Annotated in this window: 19 protein-coding genes; 12 read left to right on the top strand and 7 right to left on the bottom strand. The window is 62.2% G+C overall.

What is annotated here, in order from left to right; all coding sequences use genetic code 11:
- Window positions 1–24 precede the first annotated feature (24 nt).
- The 6 genes from kdsA to ROH8110_RS08110 form a co-directional block, all read right to left on the bottom strand.
- The gene (kdsA, locus tag ROH8110_RS08135) at window positions 25–858 is read right to left on the bottom strand and encodes a 3-deoxy-8-phosphooctulonate synthase (protein ID WP_085817269.1); all 834 of its coding nucleotides are present in this window, start codon (window positions 856–858) and stop codon (window positions 25–27) included.
- Between the two features lie 2 nt (window positions 859–860).
- The gene (locus tag ROH8110_RS08130; protein ID WP_085817268.1) at window positions 861–2,489 is read right to left on the bottom strand and encodes a KpsE/RkpR family capsule polysaccharide export protein; all 1,629 of its coding nucleotides are present in this window, start codon (window positions 2,487–2,489) and stop codon (window positions 861–863) included.
- Window positions 2,467–3,126 carry an ABC transporter ATP-binding protein gene (locus tag ROH8110_RS08125; protein ID WP_085817267.1) on the bottom strand — a complete coding sequence of 220 codons (660 nt, stop codon included), beginning with the start codon at window positions 3,124–3,126 and terminating at the stop codon, window positions 2,467–2,469. The genes ROH8110_RS08130 and ROH8110_RS08125 overlap by 23 nt, the downstream gene beginning before the upstream one ends.
- Window positions 3,127–3,303: 177 nt before the next feature.
- Entirely contained in the window at window positions 3,304–4,332 is a 1,029-nt protein-coding gene (locus ROH8110_RS08120; protein ID WP_085817266.1) for a permease, read from the bottom strand.
- Complete coding sequence (locus ROH8110_RS08115; protein ID WP_085817265.1) at window positions 4,325–4,684, bottom strand: ArsR/SmtB family transcription factor; 360 nt, start codon at window positions 4,682–4,684, stop codon at window positions 4,325–4,327. The genes ROH8110_RS08120 and ROH8110_RS08115 overlap by 8 nt, the downstream gene beginning before the upstream one ends.
- A gap of 67 nt (window positions 4,685–4,751) precedes the next feature.
- Complete coding sequence (locus ROH8110_RS08110) at window positions 4,752–5,441, bottom strand: FadR/GntR family transcriptional regulator (protein ID WP_085817803.1); 690 nt, start codon at window positions 5,439–5,441, stop codon at window positions 4,752–4,754.
- 456 nt (window positions 5,442–5,897) lie between these two features.
- Here ROH8110_RS08110 and ROH8110_RS08105 point away from each other — a divergent pair, with 456 nt between their 5' ends.
- From ROH8110_RS08105 to ROH8110_RS08075, 7 genes are all read left to right on the top strand, one after another.
- Window positions 5,898–7,376, top strand: a complete 1,479-nt coding sequence (locus ROH8110_RS08105) for a glutamine synthetase family protein (RefSeq protein WP_085817264.1) — start codon at window positions 5,898–5,900, stop codon at window positions 7,374–7,376.
- Window positions 7,377–7,452: 76 nt separating this feature from the next.
- Window positions 7,453–8,388: a class II glutamine amidotransferase domain-containing protein gene (locus ROH8110_RS08100; RefSeq protein WP_085817263.1), complete on the top strand. Its 936-nt coding sequence runs from the start codon at window positions 7,453–7,455 to the stop codon at window positions 8,386–8,388.
- Window positions 8,376–9,245, top strand: coding sequence for a GltB/FmdC/FwdC-like GXGXG domain-containing protein (locus ROH8110_RS08095; RefSeq protein ID WP_085817262.1), 870 nt, complete (start codon window positions 8,376–8,378; stop codon window positions 9,243–9,245). Before ROH8110_RS08100 ends, ROH8110_RS08095 begins: the two co-directional genes overlap by 13 nt.
- A gap of 48 nt (window positions 9,246–9,293) precedes the next feature.
- Window positions 9,294–10,658 (top strand): FMN-binding glutamate synthase family protein, encoded by a 1,365-nt coding sequence (locus ROH8110_RS08090; protein WP_085817261.1) that lies wholly within the window; start codon window positions 9,294–9,296, stop codon window positions 10,656–10,658.
- Between the two features lie 84 nt (window positions 10,659–10,742).
- The gene (locus tag ROH8110_RS08085) at window positions 10,743–11,156 is read left to right on the top strand and encodes a hypothetical protein (protein ID WP_085817260.1); all 414 of its coding nucleotides are present in this window, start codon (window positions 10,743–10,745) and stop codon (window positions 11,154–11,156) included.
- A gap of 5 nt (window positions 11,157–11,161) precedes the next feature.
- Window positions 11,162–12,007, top strand: coding sequence for a nitrilase-related carbon-nitrogen hydrolase (locus ROH8110_RS08080; RefSeq protein WP_085817259.1), 846 nt, complete (start codon window positions 11,162–11,164; stop codon window positions 12,005–12,007).
- Window positions 12,004–12,594 (top strand): hypothetical protein, encoded by a 591-nt coding sequence (locus ROH8110_RS08075; protein ID WP_085817258.1) that lies wholly within the window; start codon window positions 12,004–12,006, stop codon window positions 12,592–12,594. The genes ROH8110_RS08080 and ROH8110_RS08075 overlap by 4 nt, the downstream gene beginning before the upstream one ends.
- A gap of 15 nt (window positions 12,595–12,609) precedes the next feature.
- Here ROH8110_RS08075 and ROH8110_RS08070 read toward each other — a convergent pair whose 3' ends face one another.
- A complete protein-coding gene (locus ROH8110_RS08070; RefSeq protein WP_370738116.1) occupies window positions 12,610–13,086 on the bottom strand; it encodes a MarR family winged helix-turn-helix transcriptional regulator in 477 nt (158 codons plus the stop codon).
- Window positions 13,087–13,319: 233 nt separating this feature from the next.
- Here ROH8110_RS08070 and ectA point away from each other — a divergent pair, with 233 nt between their 5' ends.
- The 5 genes from ectA to ROH8110_RS08045 all read left to right on the top strand — a co-directional run bounded on the left by ectA (window position 13,320) and on the right by ROH8110_RS08045 (window position 18,381).
- Entirely contained in the window at window positions 13,320–13,844 is a 525-nt protein-coding gene (ectA, locus tag ROH8110_RS08065) for a diaminobutyrate acetyltransferase (RefSeq protein WP_121143679.1), read from the top strand.
- A gap of 51 nt (window positions 13,845–13,895) precedes the next feature.
- Entirely contained in the window at window positions 13,896–15,188 is a 1,293-nt protein-coding gene (gene ectB / locus ROH8110_RS08060) for a diaminobutyrate--2-oxoglutarate transaminase (RefSeq protein WP_085817256.1), read from the top strand.
- Between the two features lie 4 nt (window positions 15,189–15,192).
- Window positions 15,193–15,585: an ectoine synthase gene (locus ROH8110_RS08055; protein WP_085817255.1), complete on the top strand. Its 393-nt coding sequence runs from the start codon at window positions 15,193–15,195 to the stop codon at window positions 15,583–15,585.
- A gap of 42 nt (window positions 15,586–15,627) precedes the next feature.
- Window positions 15,628–17,070 carry an aspartate kinase gene (locus tag ROH8110_RS08050; protein WP_085817254.1) on the top strand — a complete coding sequence of 481 codons (1,443 nt, stop codon included), beginning with the start codon at window positions 15,628–15,630 and terminating at the stop codon, window positions 17,068–17,070.
- 117 nt (window positions 17,071–17,187) lie between these two features.
- Window positions 17,188–18,381: a cytochrome P450 gene (locus ROH8110_RS08045; RefSeq protein ID WP_085817253.1), complete on the top strand. Its 1,194-nt coding sequence runs from the start codon at window positions 17,188–17,190 to the stop codon at window positions 18,379–18,381.
- Window positions 18,382–18,389 lie beyond the last annotated feature (8 nt).

Here is an 18,389-nt window from a genome sequence, read left to right as displayed (position 1 = left end):
CTCGTTATCGGGAATGAATCGGGGTCAGAGAGCGACCGGGTTTGCCTTGGCGACATCGTCGAGCGCCTTGAGAACCCCAAGCAGCGCGCGCATCTCATCGAGCGGTATCATGTTGGGTCCGTCCGAAGGCGCGGTGTCGGGGGCTTCGTGGGTTTCGATGAACACGGCGGCCACGCCAAGCGACACGGCGGCGCGGGCCATGACCGGGGCGAATTCACGCTGGCCGCCAGAACTGCCGCCCTGGCCGCCCGGTTGTTGCACGCTGTGAGTGGCGTCCATCACCACCGGATAGCCGGTGGCGGCCATCTGCGGCAAGGCGCGCATGTCGGCGACAAGGGTGTTGTAGCCGAACGAGGTGCCGCGTTCGGTCAGGAGGATGCGGCGATTGCCGGTGCTTTCGATCTTGGAGATCACATTGGGCATGTCCCAGGGCGCCAGGAACTGACCCTTCTTGACGTTGATCGCCGCGCCGGTTTCTCCGGCGGCGATCAGCAGGTCGGTCTGACGGCAGAGGAATGCCGGGATCTGCAGCACGTCGGCCACGTCGGCCACGGGGGCGCATTGTTCGGGCAGGTGGATATCGGTCAACACCGGGAGCCCGAGGCTGTCCTTGACCGACTGCAACACCTTGAGCCCCTCATCCATGCCAAGACCGCGCTTGCCCGAAAGCGATGTGCGGTTGGCCTTGTCGAAGCTGCCCTTGAAGATCAGCCCGATGCCAAGCGCCGCGCAGCTTTCCTTGAGGCTGCCGGCGATCATCTGGGCGTGATCCGCCGATTCAAGCTGGCAGGGACCGGCGATAAGGGTCAGGGGCTGGTCGTTGCCGACGCTGAGCCCCGGGAGATCGACATGGGTCATGGTCAAGACGAGACCTGTTCACGAAGGATGGAAGCGGTGAGAGATATCATCATGTAGATACCGGCGAAGATCAGGAAGGCAAGCACGGTGTTCTCGAAGGAGCGCGGATAGGAGGGATCCTCCGAGGGCACCGGATTTACGCTGACAGTCAGGTAGCGGACCTGCTTGTTGGCTTCGATTTCCGACAGGCGTTTGGATTCCAGCGCGGATTGCAGAACCATGTCGGCGGTCGCGAGATCAGCCTGAGCGATCTGGATCGCCGCCGCCTGAGCGGCCAGCGATGAAGACCCCGCGGTCGCATCGGTCAGGCGCGCGTTCTGCTTGCGCAATTCGGCCTCGAGCCCCTCGATTTCACCGCGCAGGGCTTCGACGCGCGCCTGGTTGGGACGCGCGTTGCTGAGCTGCGTATTGAGGGCCAGTTGCTTTTCCTGAAGCTGCAGTTCAGCCGAGCCGATCAGCGAACGGATATTGGCGATCTCGCCCTCGGGGTCCAGAATCGACCCTTCTTGCAATTCGACAAGCTGGCGCTGGGCGTCGCTGCGCTGTTGCTTGGCTTGTGCAAGGCTTTGCTCGGCCGTGCGGACCGCGTCGAGGCGTTTCTCGGCGCTGAGGTGATCGACGCGCTCTTCGGCGTAGTCGATCAGCTTCTCGGAGAACTGCGCCGAAACCTCGGGGTCGGCGGTGGCAAGTTCCATCCGGATGACGCCCTCGGTCGGGTCGTAGCCCAGCTTCACGTATTTCTTGTAGAGCTTGTAGGCGTCCTCGGTCGAGGCATCGGGCGCAAGGCGCTGGATCGGGTCGATCCAGTCCTGGCTGAAATGCGCGCGAAAGCCCACGTCCTTGTCGAGGCGCAGCATCGCGTCCTTGGATTGCAGGTAGGACTGCGTTGCGATGGAATCCTGCCCGGTGGCGAACTGGCTGGGGATAAGCCCTCCAAGCCCGCCCATCGAGCCGCCCGAGCCGTCGGCGGTCAGGATCAGGAATTCGGACTTGGTGGAATACATCGGCGTGGCGACGGCGTAATAGTAATAGCCTGCGATCAGTGTCGGCAGGAACACGAAGGCGGTGAGGCGCGAGAACAGCAAGATCAGCTTGCGCCGCCGGCGTTTGGCGATGTCGCGCTGAATACGCGAGATTTCATCGGCGCGGCGATCCGCCGGGCTGAGATCGGTCGAGGGTAGGGTCTGTTGCCCGACCGGCACGGTCTGGGGAAGCTGCACGCGCCGCGGATCACCGGGTTCAGGCGTGGTGGTCAGGGCATTGCCGCCCGACCCGCCACCTGAGCCGCCGCGACCGCCGTCGCCGGCGACCAGTTCCAGCATGTTGCCGCGCTGGAACGGATCAATGCCCTTGGCGCGCAACAGGCGGACCGCGTCGAAATCCGATGTCGGCGCCAGCCCGTGCTTTTGTGCCATGCGGCGGGCCATGCGCAATTCGCGCCCGGTCAGCCCTTCCTTGCGGATGTCTTCGATATTCTGCGAGGCGGCGGTCTCGCGTGCTGAACTGATTTGACCCTCGCGCAGCGGTTCGGGCGCGGCCTGGGTCTGGCCGTGTTCGACGGGGGCATGATCCTGCGGCGCATTGGGGTTGCGCCGGATGCGGAACTTCCTAGCCTTGGGTTTCGTAGTCATAGAGTTGCTTTGCCTCTTCCAAGGTATCGAACATATACAGCTTTCCGCCCATCAGAACAGCGGCGGAGTGTGCGAATTTTTCAAGAACTTCGGGACTGTGCGAGACGATCACGACCGTGGTGGTGCGCAGTCTTTCGCGCAGGATATCGCCGGCCTTGCGGTTGAACTCGACATCGGTCGAACTGGGCATGCCCTCGTCGATCAGATACATGTCGAAATCGAGCGCCAGCATCAGTGAAAACGCGAAGCGCGCGCGCATGCCGGATGAGTAGGTGCCGAGCGGCTGGTCGAAATATTCGCCGAGATTGCACATCCAACGGCAATATGCCTCGATGTAATCGGGGTCGAGCCCATAGAGCCGCGCGATGTAGCGCGCGTTTTCCATCGCCGAGATTTTCGAGATCACGCCCCCCATGAAGCCAAGCGGAAAGCTGATGCGGCAGCCACGGCGGATTTCGCCCTCGTCCGGTTTTTCGAGCCCGGCCATCATGTTGATCAGGGTCGTCTTGCCGGTGCCATTGGGGGCGAGGATGCCAAGCGACTTTCCCAGTTCGACACGAAACGACACGCGGTCAAGGATCACCTTGCGCTGCGTGCCTGTCCAGAAGGACTTGCTCACATTGTCGAATTCGAGCATCCAGGTCGCTCCGATGCTGCTCTTGCCTCGTCCTCTTTTATGGGGACTTCGTCGAGGCGTCACTCGATACGTTCATGGCATTATGCCGGATCGCGCTGTCTTGTTACAGCGAAACAGGGCATTTTTATGCCGGTTCACGAATATTTTCGAGCCAAATTTGGTGTGCAATGAGGCGGTTCAGGCGATGGCCTGCCAGGCAATGCCCGCCAGTAGCGCGCCAGTCATCGCGAAAGCAAGGTAAGCGAAGAAGATACGCGGCTTCACCAGCGCCCAGACGGCGATCGCGGCGGGAATGCAGCTGACGCCGCCGGCTATCACGAAACTCATGGCCGCGCCGTTGCTCATGCCCTGCGCCAGCAGGGCGTCCACCATCGGAACCGCCGCATAGCCGTTCAGATAGGCAGGCGCCCCGACCAGCGCACCCAGAACGATCGGCTTGATCCCGGTGCCGCCCAGGACCCCGGCGACGGTCTCGGCCGGGACGTATTCCAGCATCAGGGCCTCGACGACATAGGCCAGCGCCAGCCATTTAAGCAGGAACGCGGCATTGCTCAGCGCGGTGACGCGAAAGGTGTCGCGGCGCGCTGCTTCGCGCCAGAACCGCCAGACGGGAGCGCCTTCAAAGGGCTTTTGGGAGCTGCAGCAACCGCCGGAACCCGGCTGCGCGCGCAACGGGTCGGCGAAAAGTGCGGAGCGCGCCAGCAACAATGTTGCGAACCCGCCCAGGAGGCCGGTCGAGATCGCGGCGATGGTCTTGGCGATCGCGAAATTCCAGCCGAGTGTTCCCGAGGTAATCAGGAACATCGCGGGATCCATGAGCGGCGATGCCAGCCAGAACGCCATGACCGCCCCCAGAGGCGCACCAAGCGCCAGCATCGCGGCGATGAAGGGAATCACCTCGCAGGAACAGAAAGGCGCAAGCCCGCCTATCAGCGCGGCGATCAGGACCATACGCGCCTGGCTGCCTTCAAAGGCGCGCGCAAGGAGGCGCTCGGCGCCGGTGGCCTTGAGCCAGGCGACGGCCAGCACGGCAAAGGCGATGAACGGCGCCGTGTGCCAGAGAGCCCCGGCGGCAAATGTCAGCGTGGGCCAGAGTTGTGCCGGGTCGAGAATGGCGAGCGCCACAAGGGTCAGCGCCAGGATCAGCCAAGCCTTGTCGATGCGCGACCAGAGGTGACCTGGTTGAATGGAGGTGGTTTCAGCCATGGTCCTGGTCCTCGCAAGCAGCAGGTGCATCGGCGCAGCATTCGCGCAACAGGAAATTCGCGAGCGCCGAAAGTTCGGGATAGGCGACGGCGGCGCAGATGATCGAGCGCCCCTGGCGTTGCTGGCGCACAAGACCCGCCTGCGTCAGGATTTTCATGTGATGGGTCAAGGTCGATCCGGTCACGCCGCTTCGTTCGCCCAGCCCCCCGATGCTGAGCCCCTCCGGCCCCGCCCGCACCAGGCAGCGCAGCACCGCAAGGCGCTGCTCCGAGCCAAGTGCGGCGAAGGCCGACGCTGTCATGGCGAGGTTGGTTTCGGTGAGGTCGGGGCTAAGCGCGGGCAAGTTTTCCATATTTCGAGAAATATAGAAATCAAACACAGACGTCAAATCATTTCGACATCAATCGAAATGTCCGGGATCAGGTATCCGAGGCGCGGGTCAGCGACAGGCGCGCGGTTTCCAGATGTTCCTTCATGATATTGGCGGCGCGTTCGGGTTCGCGGGTGCGGATCGCGTTCAGGATCTGGCGGTGCTGGGTGTTGTAGGTGGCGATGGTGCGCCTATCCAGCGTCAGGTGGCGCATCCGCGTCCAGTCGTCTTCGCTGCGCACGGTCGCGATCTGGTCGATGATCCAGATCAGAAGCCCGTTGCGGGTGCATTCCACCAGCGCGCGGTGGAAATCGGTATCGGCGTCGGAAAACGCTACCGGGTCGTCCAGGCAGTCTTCCATCCGGTTGCAAAGCTCCTCCATCCGGTCGAAATCGGATTGGCGGCCATGCAGGACCGAAAGCCGGCAAATATGCGGTTCGAGCGCGAATCGGGCATCCATGAGTTCCAGCGGCGTGGCGTGTTCGATCGCGCTGGCGGAGTTGTCGTCGGGCTGGTGGACCACATATGTGCCGCTGCCGGGCCGGGTTTCGACGAACCCTTCTTTTTCGAGGCGCGTCAGGGCCTTGCGTACGGTTCCGCGGGCCGCGCCATAACTGTCTGACAGCACCCGTTCCGGCGGGAGGCGGTCGTGCAGTTGCAGGCTCCCCTTCGAGATTTCGCGCCGGATCAGCGCTGCAATATCGGCGGCGCCAAGTTTCTGGTCTGCGGAAACGTTCATCATTTACCTCTTTTCTAGACCAATTATAGACCATTTGATGCGATATTCCACCGAATTAAGCACCATTGGATCAAAAGTGGTTGACTTTTGGGCTGGGCTTCGGAAACTCAGACCAACAGCTCCACCAATCGGCGTGACACATAGTGTGTTCCCGGCGGCAGGCAAAGACTGGGATAGATGCGACATGACGTTTCATGATGCTGGAAAACAACAGTTTGCGGCCCTGATCGCCCGGTTTGGCGGGCAAGGGTTCGCGCCCGCATCGGGAAAGCGGAGGCAATCCAAATTTGCACCGGGTGAAAACACCGCCCCGCAATGGTCCGCGTGTTTTGACGGGATCGGAACGGGGGGCTCCGCCCCGCACCGGGCTGCCCGATTGTGAGGAACTGAGCGTCATTCGGCCGCAAAGACGGGCACAAGACCCGGCCGCGGCACAATCACCAGGGAGAGTTGAAAGTGGCTGAGACAGATCTCGAGAAATTCGTGGAAGCGCCGGGGCGCGACGAGAAGATCAAGGAAGTCCGCAAGAAGATCGACGAGCTGGGGATCGAGTATCTCTATCTTCAGTTCGTGTCCGTGACCGGCAAGATCATGGGCAAGGGCATTCCCGCCGACCATTGGGAGCAAGTGGCCAAGAAGGGCTTTCAGCTGGTCTATGGCGCGACGATGAACCTGTTCCTGAACCGGGCGGGGGATTACCTGGGCTATGGCCCCGAGGCCGCCGAACTGATCGGCATTCCTGAGCCCGAGACCTTCATGCAGCTGCCCTGGGCACCCGAGATCGGCCGCTTCTATTGCACGCTGTTCCGCAACCGCGAGGAAAAGGAAAACCCCGGCGGCTTCCTGACCGCCGATAGCCGTGGCAACCTGCGCCGTCTGCACGAGGAATTCACCAAGAAACACGGCACGCAGCTGCGCATCGGCACCGAGCCCGAGATGATGTGGCTGAAGTTCGACGAGAACGGCAAGCCGAAGGACGGGTTCTCGAAGCCCTATTGCTATCACATCGACCAGTTCGAGAGCCTGCGCCCGGTGTCGCTTCAGGTGATCCGCTATGCCCGCAAGATGGGTCTGGACATGATCCAGGGCGATCACGAGGACGCGCCGGGGCAGCTTGAGCTGAACTGGATGTTCGACGACGTGCTGCGCAATGCCGACCGTCTGACCACCTATCGCCAGATCTGTGCGCAGGTGGCGCGCGAACAGGGAATCTTTGCCTGTTTCATGACCAAGCCCTTCATGGGGGTGTCGGCATCGGGCTGTCACCACAACATGAGCCTGTGGCATGGCGGCAAGGACGAATTCGTCAAATGCGGCAATGATCCCGACAACCTGCCCGGCATGGCCGACAACTACATGTATGTGAAGGGCGGCGAGAACACCTTCATGCCCGACACGGACGATCCGCAGATGCCCGGCAAGGAGGGTCTGAAGGCGATCGGCGGCGTGGTGCATCACCTTCAGGCGCTGACCGCGATCGGCTGCTCCACGGTGAATTCCTATCGCCGGTTGTGGGATACGGGGTTCTGGGCGCCGGTGTTCAGCGACTGGGGTTTCCAGAACCGCACAACGGGCCTGCGCGTCTCGGCACCGGGGCGGTTCGAATACCGTTCGGTCGACTCGATGGTGAACCCCTACCTGATGGGCGCAACCCTGCTGGCGGCGATGGATGACGGGCTGGAAAACAGCCTCGATCCCGGCAAGCCCGAAGAGCGCAACATCTACGAGGCGATGGCCGATGGCAAGGACGTGAAGAAACTGCCGATGTCGCTGGGAGAGGCGCTGGACAAGCTTGCCGAGGACGAGGTCGTCAAGCGCGGCATGCCCGGCGAGATGTATCGCCTTTATGAGGAATACAAGCGCGACGAGTTCGCGCGGTTCATGTCCACCGTCACCGAATGGGACAACGAAATGTACATGGAATGCCTGCCCTGAGGCATTCCTGTCCTGGCGGCAGGCGCGTCATGCCTGCCGCCTCTCTAGACCGTTAAACTGAGGAGGCGCATTCAAGATGTGCGGAATTGCTGGATTGATCCACAAGGGCAAGAGCGCGAATGTCGGGTCCGAAATGACCGCGATGCTCCAGGCCCTGAAACACCGGGGCCCCGACAGCACCGGCTATGCCGTTTACGGCGAACCCACCGAAGGCGATTACGTGATGCGCCTGAAGGTGGCCGAGGCCGAGGATATGGGCAAGGGCCGCGGCATTCACAAGCTCATCGAGACCCGCATCGCGGATGTCGAAGAGATCATGGAAGATGCCGGCGCCAAGGTGAAATCGCGCGACGCGGTCACCGAATACGCCCTGCGCTATGTGCTGTCCCATGCGGGCAACACCGGCGACATGGCCAAATCCATCGAGGAGGTCGAAGGCGTCGAGATCCTGTCGATGGGCAACGGGCTGGAGCTGATCAAGGACCTCGGCGACGCGACCGTGGTTTCCGAGATGTACGGGCTCAAGGATTTCAAGGGCACGCATGGCATCGGCCATACCCGGATGGCGACGGAATCCGATGTCGACATCAAGTCGGCGCACCCTTACTGGGCCTTCCCCTATAATGACGTCAGCGTCGTCCATAACGGCCAGATCACCAATTACTGGATCATGCGCCGCGAGATGGAGCGCAAGGGCCATCGCTTCATGTCGAATTGCGACAGCGAGCTGCTGGCAGTCTACACGGCGCATAACCTGTCCAATGGCATCTCGCTCGAGGACAGTCTGCGGCAATCCATCGACGAGATCGACGGCGTGTTCACCTATCTGGTCGCCACCAAGGACCAGCTGGGCATGGCCAAGGACACGATGGCCGCGAAACCGCTGGTTCTTTACGAATCCGACGACCTGATCGCGATGGCTTCGGAAGAGGTGGCGATCCGCGCCATCCTTCCCGAAGAGATCGACACGACTGACCCTTACGACGAGGAGGTTCGGGTATGGCAAGCATGACCGACGAAGACCTGAAGCAGATGAGCCAGGACGAGCGCGCCAAGGCGCTTGGGATGACCACCGAACAGCTGACGGGCAAGTCGCTCTATATCGAGTTCGATCCCGAGGCGAGCGAGCGCTACACCTATCCCTGGTCCCACGATGTCGATTTCAACAAACGCACCGAGATCGACACCGATGCGCTGAGCACGACCGAAGTGAACAACGCGATCCGCGAGAGGATGAAAGAGGGCTACGGCACCATCGTGCTGAAGAACCCGCGCGGCAAGCACAGTCTTGGCGTGGGAATCCTGAACAAGCTGAACCTGATCGTCGACGGGTCCTGCGGTTACTTCGCCATCGGGCTGATCGACGGGCCGAACGTGCGCATCACCGGGCGCGTGGGCTGGTCCTGCGGCGAGAACATGATGGCGGGCACCGTCGTCATCGAAAAGAACGCGGGTTCGACCTTTGGCGCGGCGATGCGCGGCGGCGATCTTGTGTGCCGCGGCTCGGTCGGGTCGCGCACCGGCATCGACCAGAAGGGCGGCACGATCATCGTGGGCGGCGACACCGGGGCACTGAGCGGGTTCATGATGCAGCGCGGGCGCATGGTCGTCTGCGGCAATGCCGGCAAGAACCTCGGCGACTCGATGTATGACGGCACGATCTTCGTGGGCGGCGAGATCCGCTCACTCGGGGTCGATGCCATCGAGGCCGAACTGACCGACCTGGATCGGCAATGGCTGACCCGCAAGCTGACCCAATACGGGCTGATGCCCGACAAGGGCGTGGATCATTTCACCAAGGTCGTCGCAGGCAAGCAGCTGTGGAACTACGACAACCTCGAACCGTCCGAAAAGAAACTCATTCTGTAACGGAGCGGCGCCCCGCGCCTTCCATTGCAACGAAAAAGGAACAGACACATGGCTGATGGCGACCTGCCCAAGAAAAAGCCCCTTGAGCGCGATACCTACCGGCTGGGTGATTCATTCATCTTCCCGCCGCGCGTCATGGACGACATCCATATCAAGGCCGAGCTTGGCCGTTACCGGATGCGGGGGTTCTCGCTGTTCAAGAAGATCCCGCATTGGGATGACCTGACCTTCCTGCCGGGCACGCTGACGCGGTTCGTGATCGAAGGTTACCGCGAGAAATGCGAGACCAAGACCATCCTGGGCCCGCGTGCCAAGCGCCCGCTGGAGCTGGATATCCCGGTCTATATCACCGGCATGAGCTTTGGCGCGCTGAGCTACGAAGCGAAGACCGCGCTGGCGCGCGGCGCCACGATGGCGGGCACCGCGACCTGCTCGGGCGAGGGCGGGATGATCCCCGACGAGCGGCGCTACAGTTCCAAATGGTTCTACCAGTGCATCCAGTCGCGCTATGGCTTCAACCCGCATCACCTGGTGCTGGCGGATGGCTGTGAGTTCTTCATCGGCCAGGGCTGCAAAGTGGGTCTGGGCGGGCACCTGATGGGTCAGAAGGTCACCGACCAGGTGGCCGAGATGCGCAGCTTGCCTGCGGGCATTGACCAGCGCTCGCCGGCGCGTCACCCAGACTGGCTGGGGCCGGATGACCTGGCGCTGAAGATACAGGAGATCCGAGAGGCGACGGACTGGCAGATTCCGATTCAGCTGAAGCTGGGCGCGGCGCGGGTTTATGACGATGTGCGCATGGCGGTGAAATGCGATCCCGACACGATCTATATCGACGGCATGGAAGGCGGCACCGGTGCAGGCCCGCACCTTGCCACCGAAGACACCGGCGTGCCGGGGATGGCCGCAATCCGGCAGGCCCGCAAGGCGATCGACGACCTTGGCAAGCGCGGCGAGATCAGCCTGGTCTATGCCGGTGGTATCCGCAACGGCGCCGACGTGGCCAAGGCGATCGCGCTGGGCGCGGATGCCATCGCCATCGGCCATTCGGCGATGATGGCGCTCAACTGCAACAAGGACATCCCCGAGGCCAACTTCCAGGAGGAGATGGGCGTCGAGCCGGGCTACTGCTATCATTGCCACACGGGCCGCTGCCCGGTGGGCGTGGCGACGCAGGATCCCAAGCTGCGCGAACGTCTGGACCCGGATGCCGCGGCCGAGCGTGTCTACAACTTCCTGCATACGCTGACCATCGAGGCGCAGCTCTTCGCGCGCGCATGCGGCAAGACCTATATCCATTCGCTCGAGCCCGAGGACCTGGCCGCGCTGACAATGGAAGCGTCGGCAATGGCGGGCGTGCCGCTGGCGGGCACGAACCACACCGTGGGCGTCGAGGATTACCACCACTTCTGAGGGCAGGGCGGGGGCAACCCCGCCATGCCAAGGACCAACACCGCAGGCCGGGCCACGGCACGGCATGAGGACAGGAGAAAGACAATGGCTGGAACACAGTATCGCGGCTCTGAAATCAAGGATGTCGACCAGTTTCTGAAGGATTCAGCGGGGCTGGAATCCGAGCGCGAAAAGGAGATCGGGCAGCATATCGGCTATCGCTATGATGTGAACCTCGTCCCCGATTACGAGCGGATCACACCGTTCCTCGAGCAATACATGGAGGTCATGGGCTGGGACGACCTGAACTGGCTCGAAGATGTCCATATGGGCTATGAGGAAGGTGCCCCGGCGGTGTTCGACCGCAACAACAACGGCTGGGTGCGGGTGCCCGACAGTATCGAACTGCCGGACAACCAGCAGGACCGGGACATGATCGCGCGCGAGCTTCTGATCAAGTTCCAGATGTCGGACCGCCACCCGCTGGTTGCATTGCGCAAGGCCTATATGAAATTCTGAACGACATGGCGCGTCCGCTTGATATCGCTTGCCTTCAGACACGGCCGATGCCCGATTTCGCATCGGCCCTCGACGAGGCGTTGCCCCTGGCCGAAGCTGCGGCCAAGGCGGGGGCGGATATCCTGTTCCTGCCGGAATACTGCGGCGGACTTCGCAGCGACAACGGCGCGCTGGTGCCGCCCTCGGCGCCCGAGGCAAGCCATCCGTTCCTGATGCGGATGCGGGATTTCGCGGCGCAGCGAAAGGTCTGGGTCAATATCGGCTCGATCGCCGTCGATGGGCCGGACGGGCGGATCATCAACCGCGGCCTGATGCTGGACGATCACGGGCAGATCAGGGGTCGCTATGACAAGATCCATCTGTTCGACATCCAGCTTTCAGCGACCGAGACCTACCGCGAAAGCGCCCATGTCACCCCCGGCAGCCGTGCGGTCATCCATGACACGCCATTCTGCCGGATCGGCCACTCGATCTGTTACGACCTGCGGTTTGCCAACCTCTTCCGCAGCCTGGCGCAGGGCGGGGCGGACATCCTGCTCTGTCCTGCAGCCTTTACCAAACGCACCGGCGAGGCGCATTGGCATGTGCTGAACCGCGCCCGGGCGATCGAATGCACCCGTTTCATGGTGTCGGCCTGTGCCATCGGGCCGGTGCCCGGAGGCGGGGAGACCTATGGCCATTCGCTTGTCGTCAGCCCCTGGGGTGAGGTGATCAGCGACGGCGGCACCCTGCCGGGACTGGTGCAGGCCCGCATCGACCTTGACGACGTCGCGCGTGCAGAGGCGCGCATACCCAGCCTGCGGGCCGACTGGCCCTATACCCTGACCCAACCGAAGAGGAGCGTCGCATGAGTTCATTGGCGACCCAGTTCGGGCAGACCTTCTCGGATCATCCGCTGCGCAAGGCGTTCATGAAATGGCAATGCCGCGTGCGCCAGATGGCGATGCGCGAAAGCGAGGGGCGGCCCGACGATGCGATCATGCCCGCGGTCCTGCTGACGGGACAGGCAGAGCCGCTGGGCCATGTCATCACGGTGATGAACAAGGCGCCGGGTTATTCGGTGACGCCCGAGTTGCTGCACATGGCGGCCAAGACCAACGACCCCGCGCAGATCCGCGATCAGGCGATCCGGTTCCTGTCCTCTGCCTATTACCAGAGGGCCGAGGAATTTTCCGACATTCTGACCGCGACCTTCCCGCCCGGCTCGCCCGGCGCCGCACAGATCCACGAGAGCGGCGAATGCCGGTTGCTGTTCGATGCCTATGCGCAGCGCTTCGATCTGACCTGCAAGGTCTGGCGGCTGGCACCGCATAACCTGCTGCACCAGGCCACGATGGCGCATAACGGGCTTTTCAACCCGCAGATGCCACCCGATACGGTGGTTCTGGGGTTCGAGCCGGATTGGGGCAGAAGCAGCGCCGATCCCGAAATCCGCTAGGCGCGGATCACGCGATCAGTGCGAGCGGTCGATCTCGCCCACCGCCAGCACTGGGGAGGCGTCGATCTCCTCGGCATCGAGCATGGTCGAGACCCGCTCCAGCACCGCGACGATCATCGCCTGCTCCCAGTCATCAAGCGATTCGAACTGCTTGACATAGCGCTGTTGCAGCGCGTCGGGGGCGGAATGAACCTTGGCCACGCCTTCGGACGTGATTTCAAGCCGGGTCTGACGGCGATCCTGCTGGGATTGACGGCGGGTAAGAAGACCCTTGGCCTCGAGCTTCTTGATCAGTGCCGAAATGGTCGCCTGGGTGACGCCCATGCGCTGTGAGAGCTCGGTCGGGGTCGCATGGCCCTTTTCGGCCACGATCTGAAGCACCCGCAACTGCACTGCCGTCAGCCCCGCATCGCGCGCGAGGTTGCGCGAATACATCTCCGTGGCCCGCAGGATGCGGCGCAGGGCAATCAGGCTGATATCCGTGCGGTCCACATCGATCTCCGTTCCAGACCGATCCAATCTAGCGGTTTTGTGAAAATCCGCAATCCGTGAAGTAGTTTGCTTTTCTTTACTAACTATCTGTCTCATGATCCTTATATAATACTAAGGAAACAAATTGGAATAGGCGCGAAATGACGCATATAGCGCAAAATATTACTTAGGCAGTTGAAATCGACGGCCGAACCAATATACTTAGTACATCAAACAACAAGGGATCAGAAGCCGTGCACTCTATTGAAGGATCAAAACCGAAGATCACCTTTCGCAAGCCCGCTCGCGAAGATGGCTCCGCGATTTGGGACCTGATTTCGTCCTGCCATCCGCTTGACGAGAACTCGATGTATTGCAACCTGATTCAATGCGATCACTTCGCCGACACCTGCATTCTCGCCGAGATTGACGGTGAGCCGGTGGGCTGGATTTCGGCCTATGTTCTGCCCGACGACGAAGAAACGCTTTTCGTCTGGCAGGTTGCCGTTTCGAAAAAGGCACGCGGGCGTGGACTTGGCTCGAAGATGCTCAAAGAACTGGCCAAGCGCGAGGAGTGCGAGGGCGTTCGCCGCCTGCAGACCACGATCACCATCGACAATGATGCATCCTGGGCCCTGTTCGGGCGGTTCTCGAAGGCGATCGGCGGCAAGCTGAAAAGCCAACCCTACTTCAAGCGGGACGACCATTTCGACGGCCGCCACGCGACCGAGCACATGGTCACAATCGAATTCGCCGAAGTGCTGAAGCGCGCCGCCTGAACGCCTGCGAAAGCGCGCCAGCCTTCAACTCTCCCAGACAAAGGAAACGCTATGTCGACTGACATGTCAGCCGAACTTGAAATCTTCAACCGCCGTGAATCGGAAGCGCGCAGCTATTGCCGCAGCTTCGAGACGGTGTTCACCAAAGCCAGCGGCGCGGAAATGACCGGCGCTGACGACAAGACCTATATCGACTTCCTGGCGGGGTGTTCGTCGCTCAACTACGGGCACAACGACCCCGACATGAAAGAGGCGCTGATCGCGCACATTGCTGATGACGGCATCGCGCATGGCCTTGACATGTATACCCATGAGAAAGCCCGCTTCCTCAAGGCCTATGAGGACAACATCCTCAAGCCGCGCGGTATGGACTACAAGGTCATGATGACTGGACCCACCGGCACCAACGCCGTCGAGGCGGCGATGAAGCTGGCCCGCAAGGTGACCGGCCGCCGCAATATCGTGGCCTTCACCAACGGCTTCCACGGCATGACCATGGGCGCGCTGTCGCTGACCGGCAATACCGGCAAGCGTGGCGGAGCAGGCGGCGGTTCGCTGTCGGACGTGACCCATATGCCGTTCGAGGGCGCCTTTGGCGACGATACCGATACGCTGGCCTATCTCGAGATGATGCTCGACAATTCTTCGTCCGGCGTCGATGCCCCGGCCGCGTTCATCTTTGAACCCGTGCAGGGCGAGGGCGGCCTGAATGCCGCGTCGGATGAATGGATGCGCGGCGTTGCCCGCATCGCCAAGAAGCATGGCGCATTGCTGATCGTCGACGACATCCAGTCGGGTTGCGGGCGTACCGGCACCTATTTCGCCTTCGAGTCGGCGGGCATCGTGCCCGACATGATCACCCAGGCGAAATCGCTGTCGGGCTTTGGCCTGCCGTTTGCGGCACTGCTGATCAAGCCCGAGCACGACATCTGGAAGCCCGCCGAGCACAACGGCACCTTCCGTGGCAATACCCATGCATTCGTCACGGGTCGCGTCGCACTCGAGAAGTTCTGGGCCGATGACGGTTTCCAGAACGATGTGCAGCACAAGTCTGCTATCCTCACCACCGGATTGCAGGCGATCGCCGAGATCGTGCCGGGTGCGCGCCTCAAGGGCCGCGGCATGATGCAGGGCGTCGATGTCGGCGGCGGCGAGACCGCGAGCGCAATCTGTGCCCGTGCCTTTGAGAAGGGCCTCATCATCGAGACCTCGGGCGCGGATGACGAAGTGGTCAAGGTGCTTGCGCCCCTGACCATCCCCGAAGAGACGTTGCGCAAGGGTCTGAACATCCTGCTGGATGCCGCCCGCGACGTAACGGTGCAGACAAAAGTGGCAGCGGAGTAAAACGATGATTGTAAGAGATTTCGACGATGTGGTGAAGAACGGGAACTCGGTTTCGGATGCCAAGTGGACATCCGTGCGGATGCTTCTGGCCGATGACGGGATGGGTTTCTCGTTCCACATCACCTTCCTTGAAGGCGGCAGTGAACACACGTTCGAGTACAAGAACCATTTTGAAAGCGTCTACTGCATTCAGGGCAAGGGCTCGATCACCGATCTCAAGACGGGTGAGACCCACCCGATCAAGCCGGGCACCATGTATGCCCTGAACGAACATGATCGCCACACGCTTCGCGCCGAAGAAGAACTCGTCATGGCCTGCGTATTCAACCCGCCCGTTACGGGCCGGGAAGTGCACCAGGAAGACGGATCTTATGCGGCGCCCGAAGAGGTGGCCTGAAACCAGAGGCGCTCTTTGGCGCAAGCCCAGGAGTGAACATTGATGACCCAACACGCTAACCATACCGTCGAAAAGATTGGCGGAACCTCGATGTCGCGGCTCGACGAACTGGTAGACACCCTGTTCCGGCGCGACGACGAGGCGCGGATATATGACCGGATCTTCGTTGTATCGGCTTTCGGCGGCATTACCGACCTGCTGCTCGAGCACAAGAAGACCGGCGACGCAGGCGTCTATGCCTGCTTCGCCAATGACGAGGACGATCACGGCTGGATGGACGCGCTGTCGAAGGTTGCCGACGGTATGCGCGAGGCGCACCGTTCGGTCCTCGACCATGCCGCCGATCTGAGCGATGCGGATGATTTCGTGCGCGACCGGATCGACGGGGTACGCAACTGCCTGATCGACTTGCAGCGGCTCTGTTCCTACGGGCATTTCCGCCTGAGCCAGCACATGATGCTGACGCGCGAGCTGCTGTCGGGTCTTGGCGAAGCCCATTCGGCCTATGTGGCCACGCTGGCGCTGCGCCGGGTCGGTATCAATGCGCGTTTCGTGGATCTTTCAGGCTGGCGCGATGAGCGCGAGATGACTCTTGACGAGCGTATTCGCGACGGGCTGGACGATGTGGACGTTTCGGAGGAATTGCCCATCGTCACCGGCTATGCGCAATGTGCAGAAGGGCTGATGGCGGAATTCGACCGCGGTTATTCCGAGGTGACCTTCAGCCGGATCGCCGCCCTGACGCATGCGCGCGAGGCGATCATCCACAAGGAATTCCACCTGTCCTCGGCCGATCCGAAGCTGGTCAAGGGCGAGGTGCACAAGCTGGGCCACACCAATTACGACGTGGCCGACCAGTTGTCGAACATGGGGATGGAGGCAATCCACCCCAAGGCGGCCAAGACCCTGCGTCAGGCTGATGTGGCGCTGCGTGTCACCAACGCCTTTGAACCGCACGACCCCGGCACGCTGATCGATGATCAGCCCGCCGAAACCCCGGCGGCCGAGATCGTGACCGGGCTAGATGTCCATGCGCTCGAGCTGTTCGAGCAGGACATGGTCGGGGTGAAGGGTTATGACGCGCGTATCCTCGAGCTGCTGACGCGGCACGGGATCCGTATCGTGTCGAAGACGTCGAACGCCAACACGATCACGCATTACGTCGACGCCCCGCTGCGCGAGCTGCGCAAAGTCGAGGCGGATCTCAACAAGGTCTATCCGAGTGCCGAGCTGACCATTCAGCCGCTGGCCATCGCCGCGGTGATCGGGCGCGACCTGAAGGGCCTGAATGTGCTTGGCAGCGGTCTCAAGGCGCTGGCCGAGGCCGATGTCGAGGTGCTGGCCGCCCAGCAGAATACCCGCTCGGTCGACGTTCAATTCGTGATTCCACGCGAATCGCTGGCGGCTTCAATCGGAGCGCTGCACGGCGCCCTCCTGCCTGCCACAGATGTGGCAGAGCTGAAGCCGAAAAAGAAAGCCGCCTGAGAGCGGCCTGAAATCAAGCAAGACCAGTGACTTGCCCCGCCTGGCCCTCCCTTGGCCCGGCGGGGTTTCTTTTTGGGCGCGGACATTTGCACGGGGACTTGGCATCATGGATCGGTGATGCGGGAACGACTGCCATATCTTGATCTGGGCGACCCGGCGGTGTCGACACGCGGCCCTGAAATGCGCGCGGCGCGTGCCGCACATTGGTGCGCGGAGACCCCCTATGGGCTGGCGGTGCTGCGCTATCATGCTGTCGGGCGAATCCTGCGAGACCGCCGTTTCCGTCAGGGCAGTCACAACTGGCCCGCCACCGTGGGGATCGAGGGGCGTTTCGCCGAATTCTGGCGTCAATCGGTGATCGGGCAGGAGGGCGCGGCGCATCAGCGGCTGCGCGCGCTGGCTGTGCCTGCGTTGTCCGAGGCGCATGTGGAGAGCCTCGTTCCCGCCTTTGATGCCATCGCCGCCGACCTTTGCGCGCATTTGCGCGAAAGCGACCATTGCGAGTTCCAGCAGGCGTTCAGTACGCCTTTTGCTGGGCAGGCCATCACCACGCTTCTGGGGATGGCGCGCGCAGACTGGCCGCAGGTGGCGCATGACGCGTCGGAGCTGGGGCTGGCGATGGGGATCACCGCCAAGACCCACGAGGCGCGGTTCAACGCCGCCTGCGGGCGGCTCTTCGATCTGGCACGCGATCTTGTGGCGCGCGTGCGGCGCGGACAGGACCGCGAAAGCTATGTCGCGCGGATGGTCGCCGTCTTCGATGCCAATGGCGATTGCAGCCACGAGGACTTGCTCAACACCATCGTGATTTCGATCTTCGGCGGGGTGGACACCACCCGCGCATTGCTAGGGCTTGGCCTATCGCTGTTCATCGAGAATCCGGTCCAGTGGCAGGCGCTGCGCGCTGATGCCGCCCTGATCCCGGCGGCGATAGAAGAGATCATCCGCGCCCGTCCCACGACGACGTGGGCCACAAGGCAGGCTGTCGAGGATGTCGAGATCGACGGGATAACCATAGAGGCGGGCACCGTGCTTCACCTGCTGGTGCATGCTTCGGCGCGCGATCCGGCGGTCTGTGACGATCCCGCTTTTGACATCACCGCGCGGCGGCGGCGGCATTTCGGGTTTGGCGGCGGGGCGCATCACTGCATCGGCCATTACGTGGCGCGCACCGATATCGCCGCCGCTCTGCGCGCCTTGCGCCGGACCTTTGAACATGTCGCCTATGACGGCACGCCCGAGTGGATGCCCGACAGTGGCAATACCGGCGCGCTCAGCCTGGCGATCCGCTATCGTGTGGCCGGGGGCTGAAGACACTT

This window comes from Roseovarius halotolerans, assembly GCF_900172255.1.
GTDB classification, from domain to species: domain Bacteria; phylum Pseudomonadota; class Alphaproteobacteria; order Rhodobacterales; family Rhodobacteraceae; genus Roseovarius; species Roseovarius halotolerans.
This window is presented reverse-complemented; position numbering and strand designations above follow the sequence as displayed.

Coding starts and splice junctions, on each gene's coding strand:
- kdsA (WP_085817269.1), bottom strand. CDS start 858: ATGACCCATGTCGATCTCCCGGGGCTCAGCGTCGGCAACGACCAGCCC.
- ROH8110_RS08130 (WP_085817268.1), bottom strand. CDS start 2,489: ATGACTACGAAACCCAAGGCTAGGAAGTTCCGCATCCGGCGCAACCCC.
- ROH8110_RS08125 (WP_085817267.1), bottom strand. CDS start 3,126: ATGCTCGAATTCGACAATGTGAGCAAGTCCTTCTGGACAGGCACGCAG.
- ROH8110_RS08120 (WP_085817266.1), bottom strand. CDS start 4,332: ATGGCTGAAACCACCTCCATTCAACCAGGTCACCTCTGGTCGCGCATC.
- ROH8110_RS08115 (WP_085817265.1), bottom strand. CDS start 4,684: ATGGAAAACTTGCCCGCGCTTAGCCCCGACCTCACCGAAACCAACCTC.
- ROH8110_RS08110 (WP_085817803.1), bottom strand. CDS start 5,441: ATGAACGTTTCCGCAGACCAGAAACTTGGCGCCGCCGATATTGCAGCG.
- ROH8110_RS08100 (WP_085817263.1), top strand. CDS start 7,453: ATGTGCGGAATTGCTGGATTGATCCACAAGGGCAAGAGCGCGAATGTC.
- ROH8110_RS08095 (WP_085817262.1), top strand. CDS start 8,376: ATGGCAAGCATGACCGACGAAGACCTGAAGCAGATGAGCCAGGACGAG.
- ROH8110_RS08090 (WP_085817261.1), top strand. CDS start 9,294: ATGGCTGATGGCGACCTGCCCAAGAAAAAGCCCCTTGAGCGCGATACC.
- ROH8110_RS08085 (WP_085817260.1), top strand. CDS start 10,743: ATGGCTGGAACACAGTATCGCGGCTCTGAAATCAAGGATGTCGACCAG.
- ROH8110_RS08080 (WP_085817259.1), top strand. CDS start 11,162: ATGGCGCGTCCGCTTGATATCGCTTGCCTTCAGACACGGCCGATGCCC.
- ROH8110_RS08075 (WP_085817258.1), top strand. CDS start 12,004: ATGAGTTCATTGGCGACCCAGTTCGGGCAGACCTTCTCGGATCATCCG.
- ectB (WP_085817256.1), top strand. CDS start 13,896: ATGTCGACTGACATGTCAGCCGAACTTGAAATCTTCAACCGCCGTGAA.
- ROH8110_RS08055 (WP_085817255.1), top strand. CDS start 15,193: ATGATTGTAAGAGATTTCGACGATGTGGTGAAGAACGGGAACTCGGTT.
- ROH8110_RS08050 (WP_085817254.1), top strand. CDS start 15,628: ATGACCCAACACGCTAACCATACCGTCGAAAAGATTGGCGGAACCTCG.
- ROH8110_RS08045 (WP_085817253.1), top strand. CDS start 17,188: ATGCGGGAACGACTGCCATATCTTGATCTGGGCGACCCGGCGGTGTCG.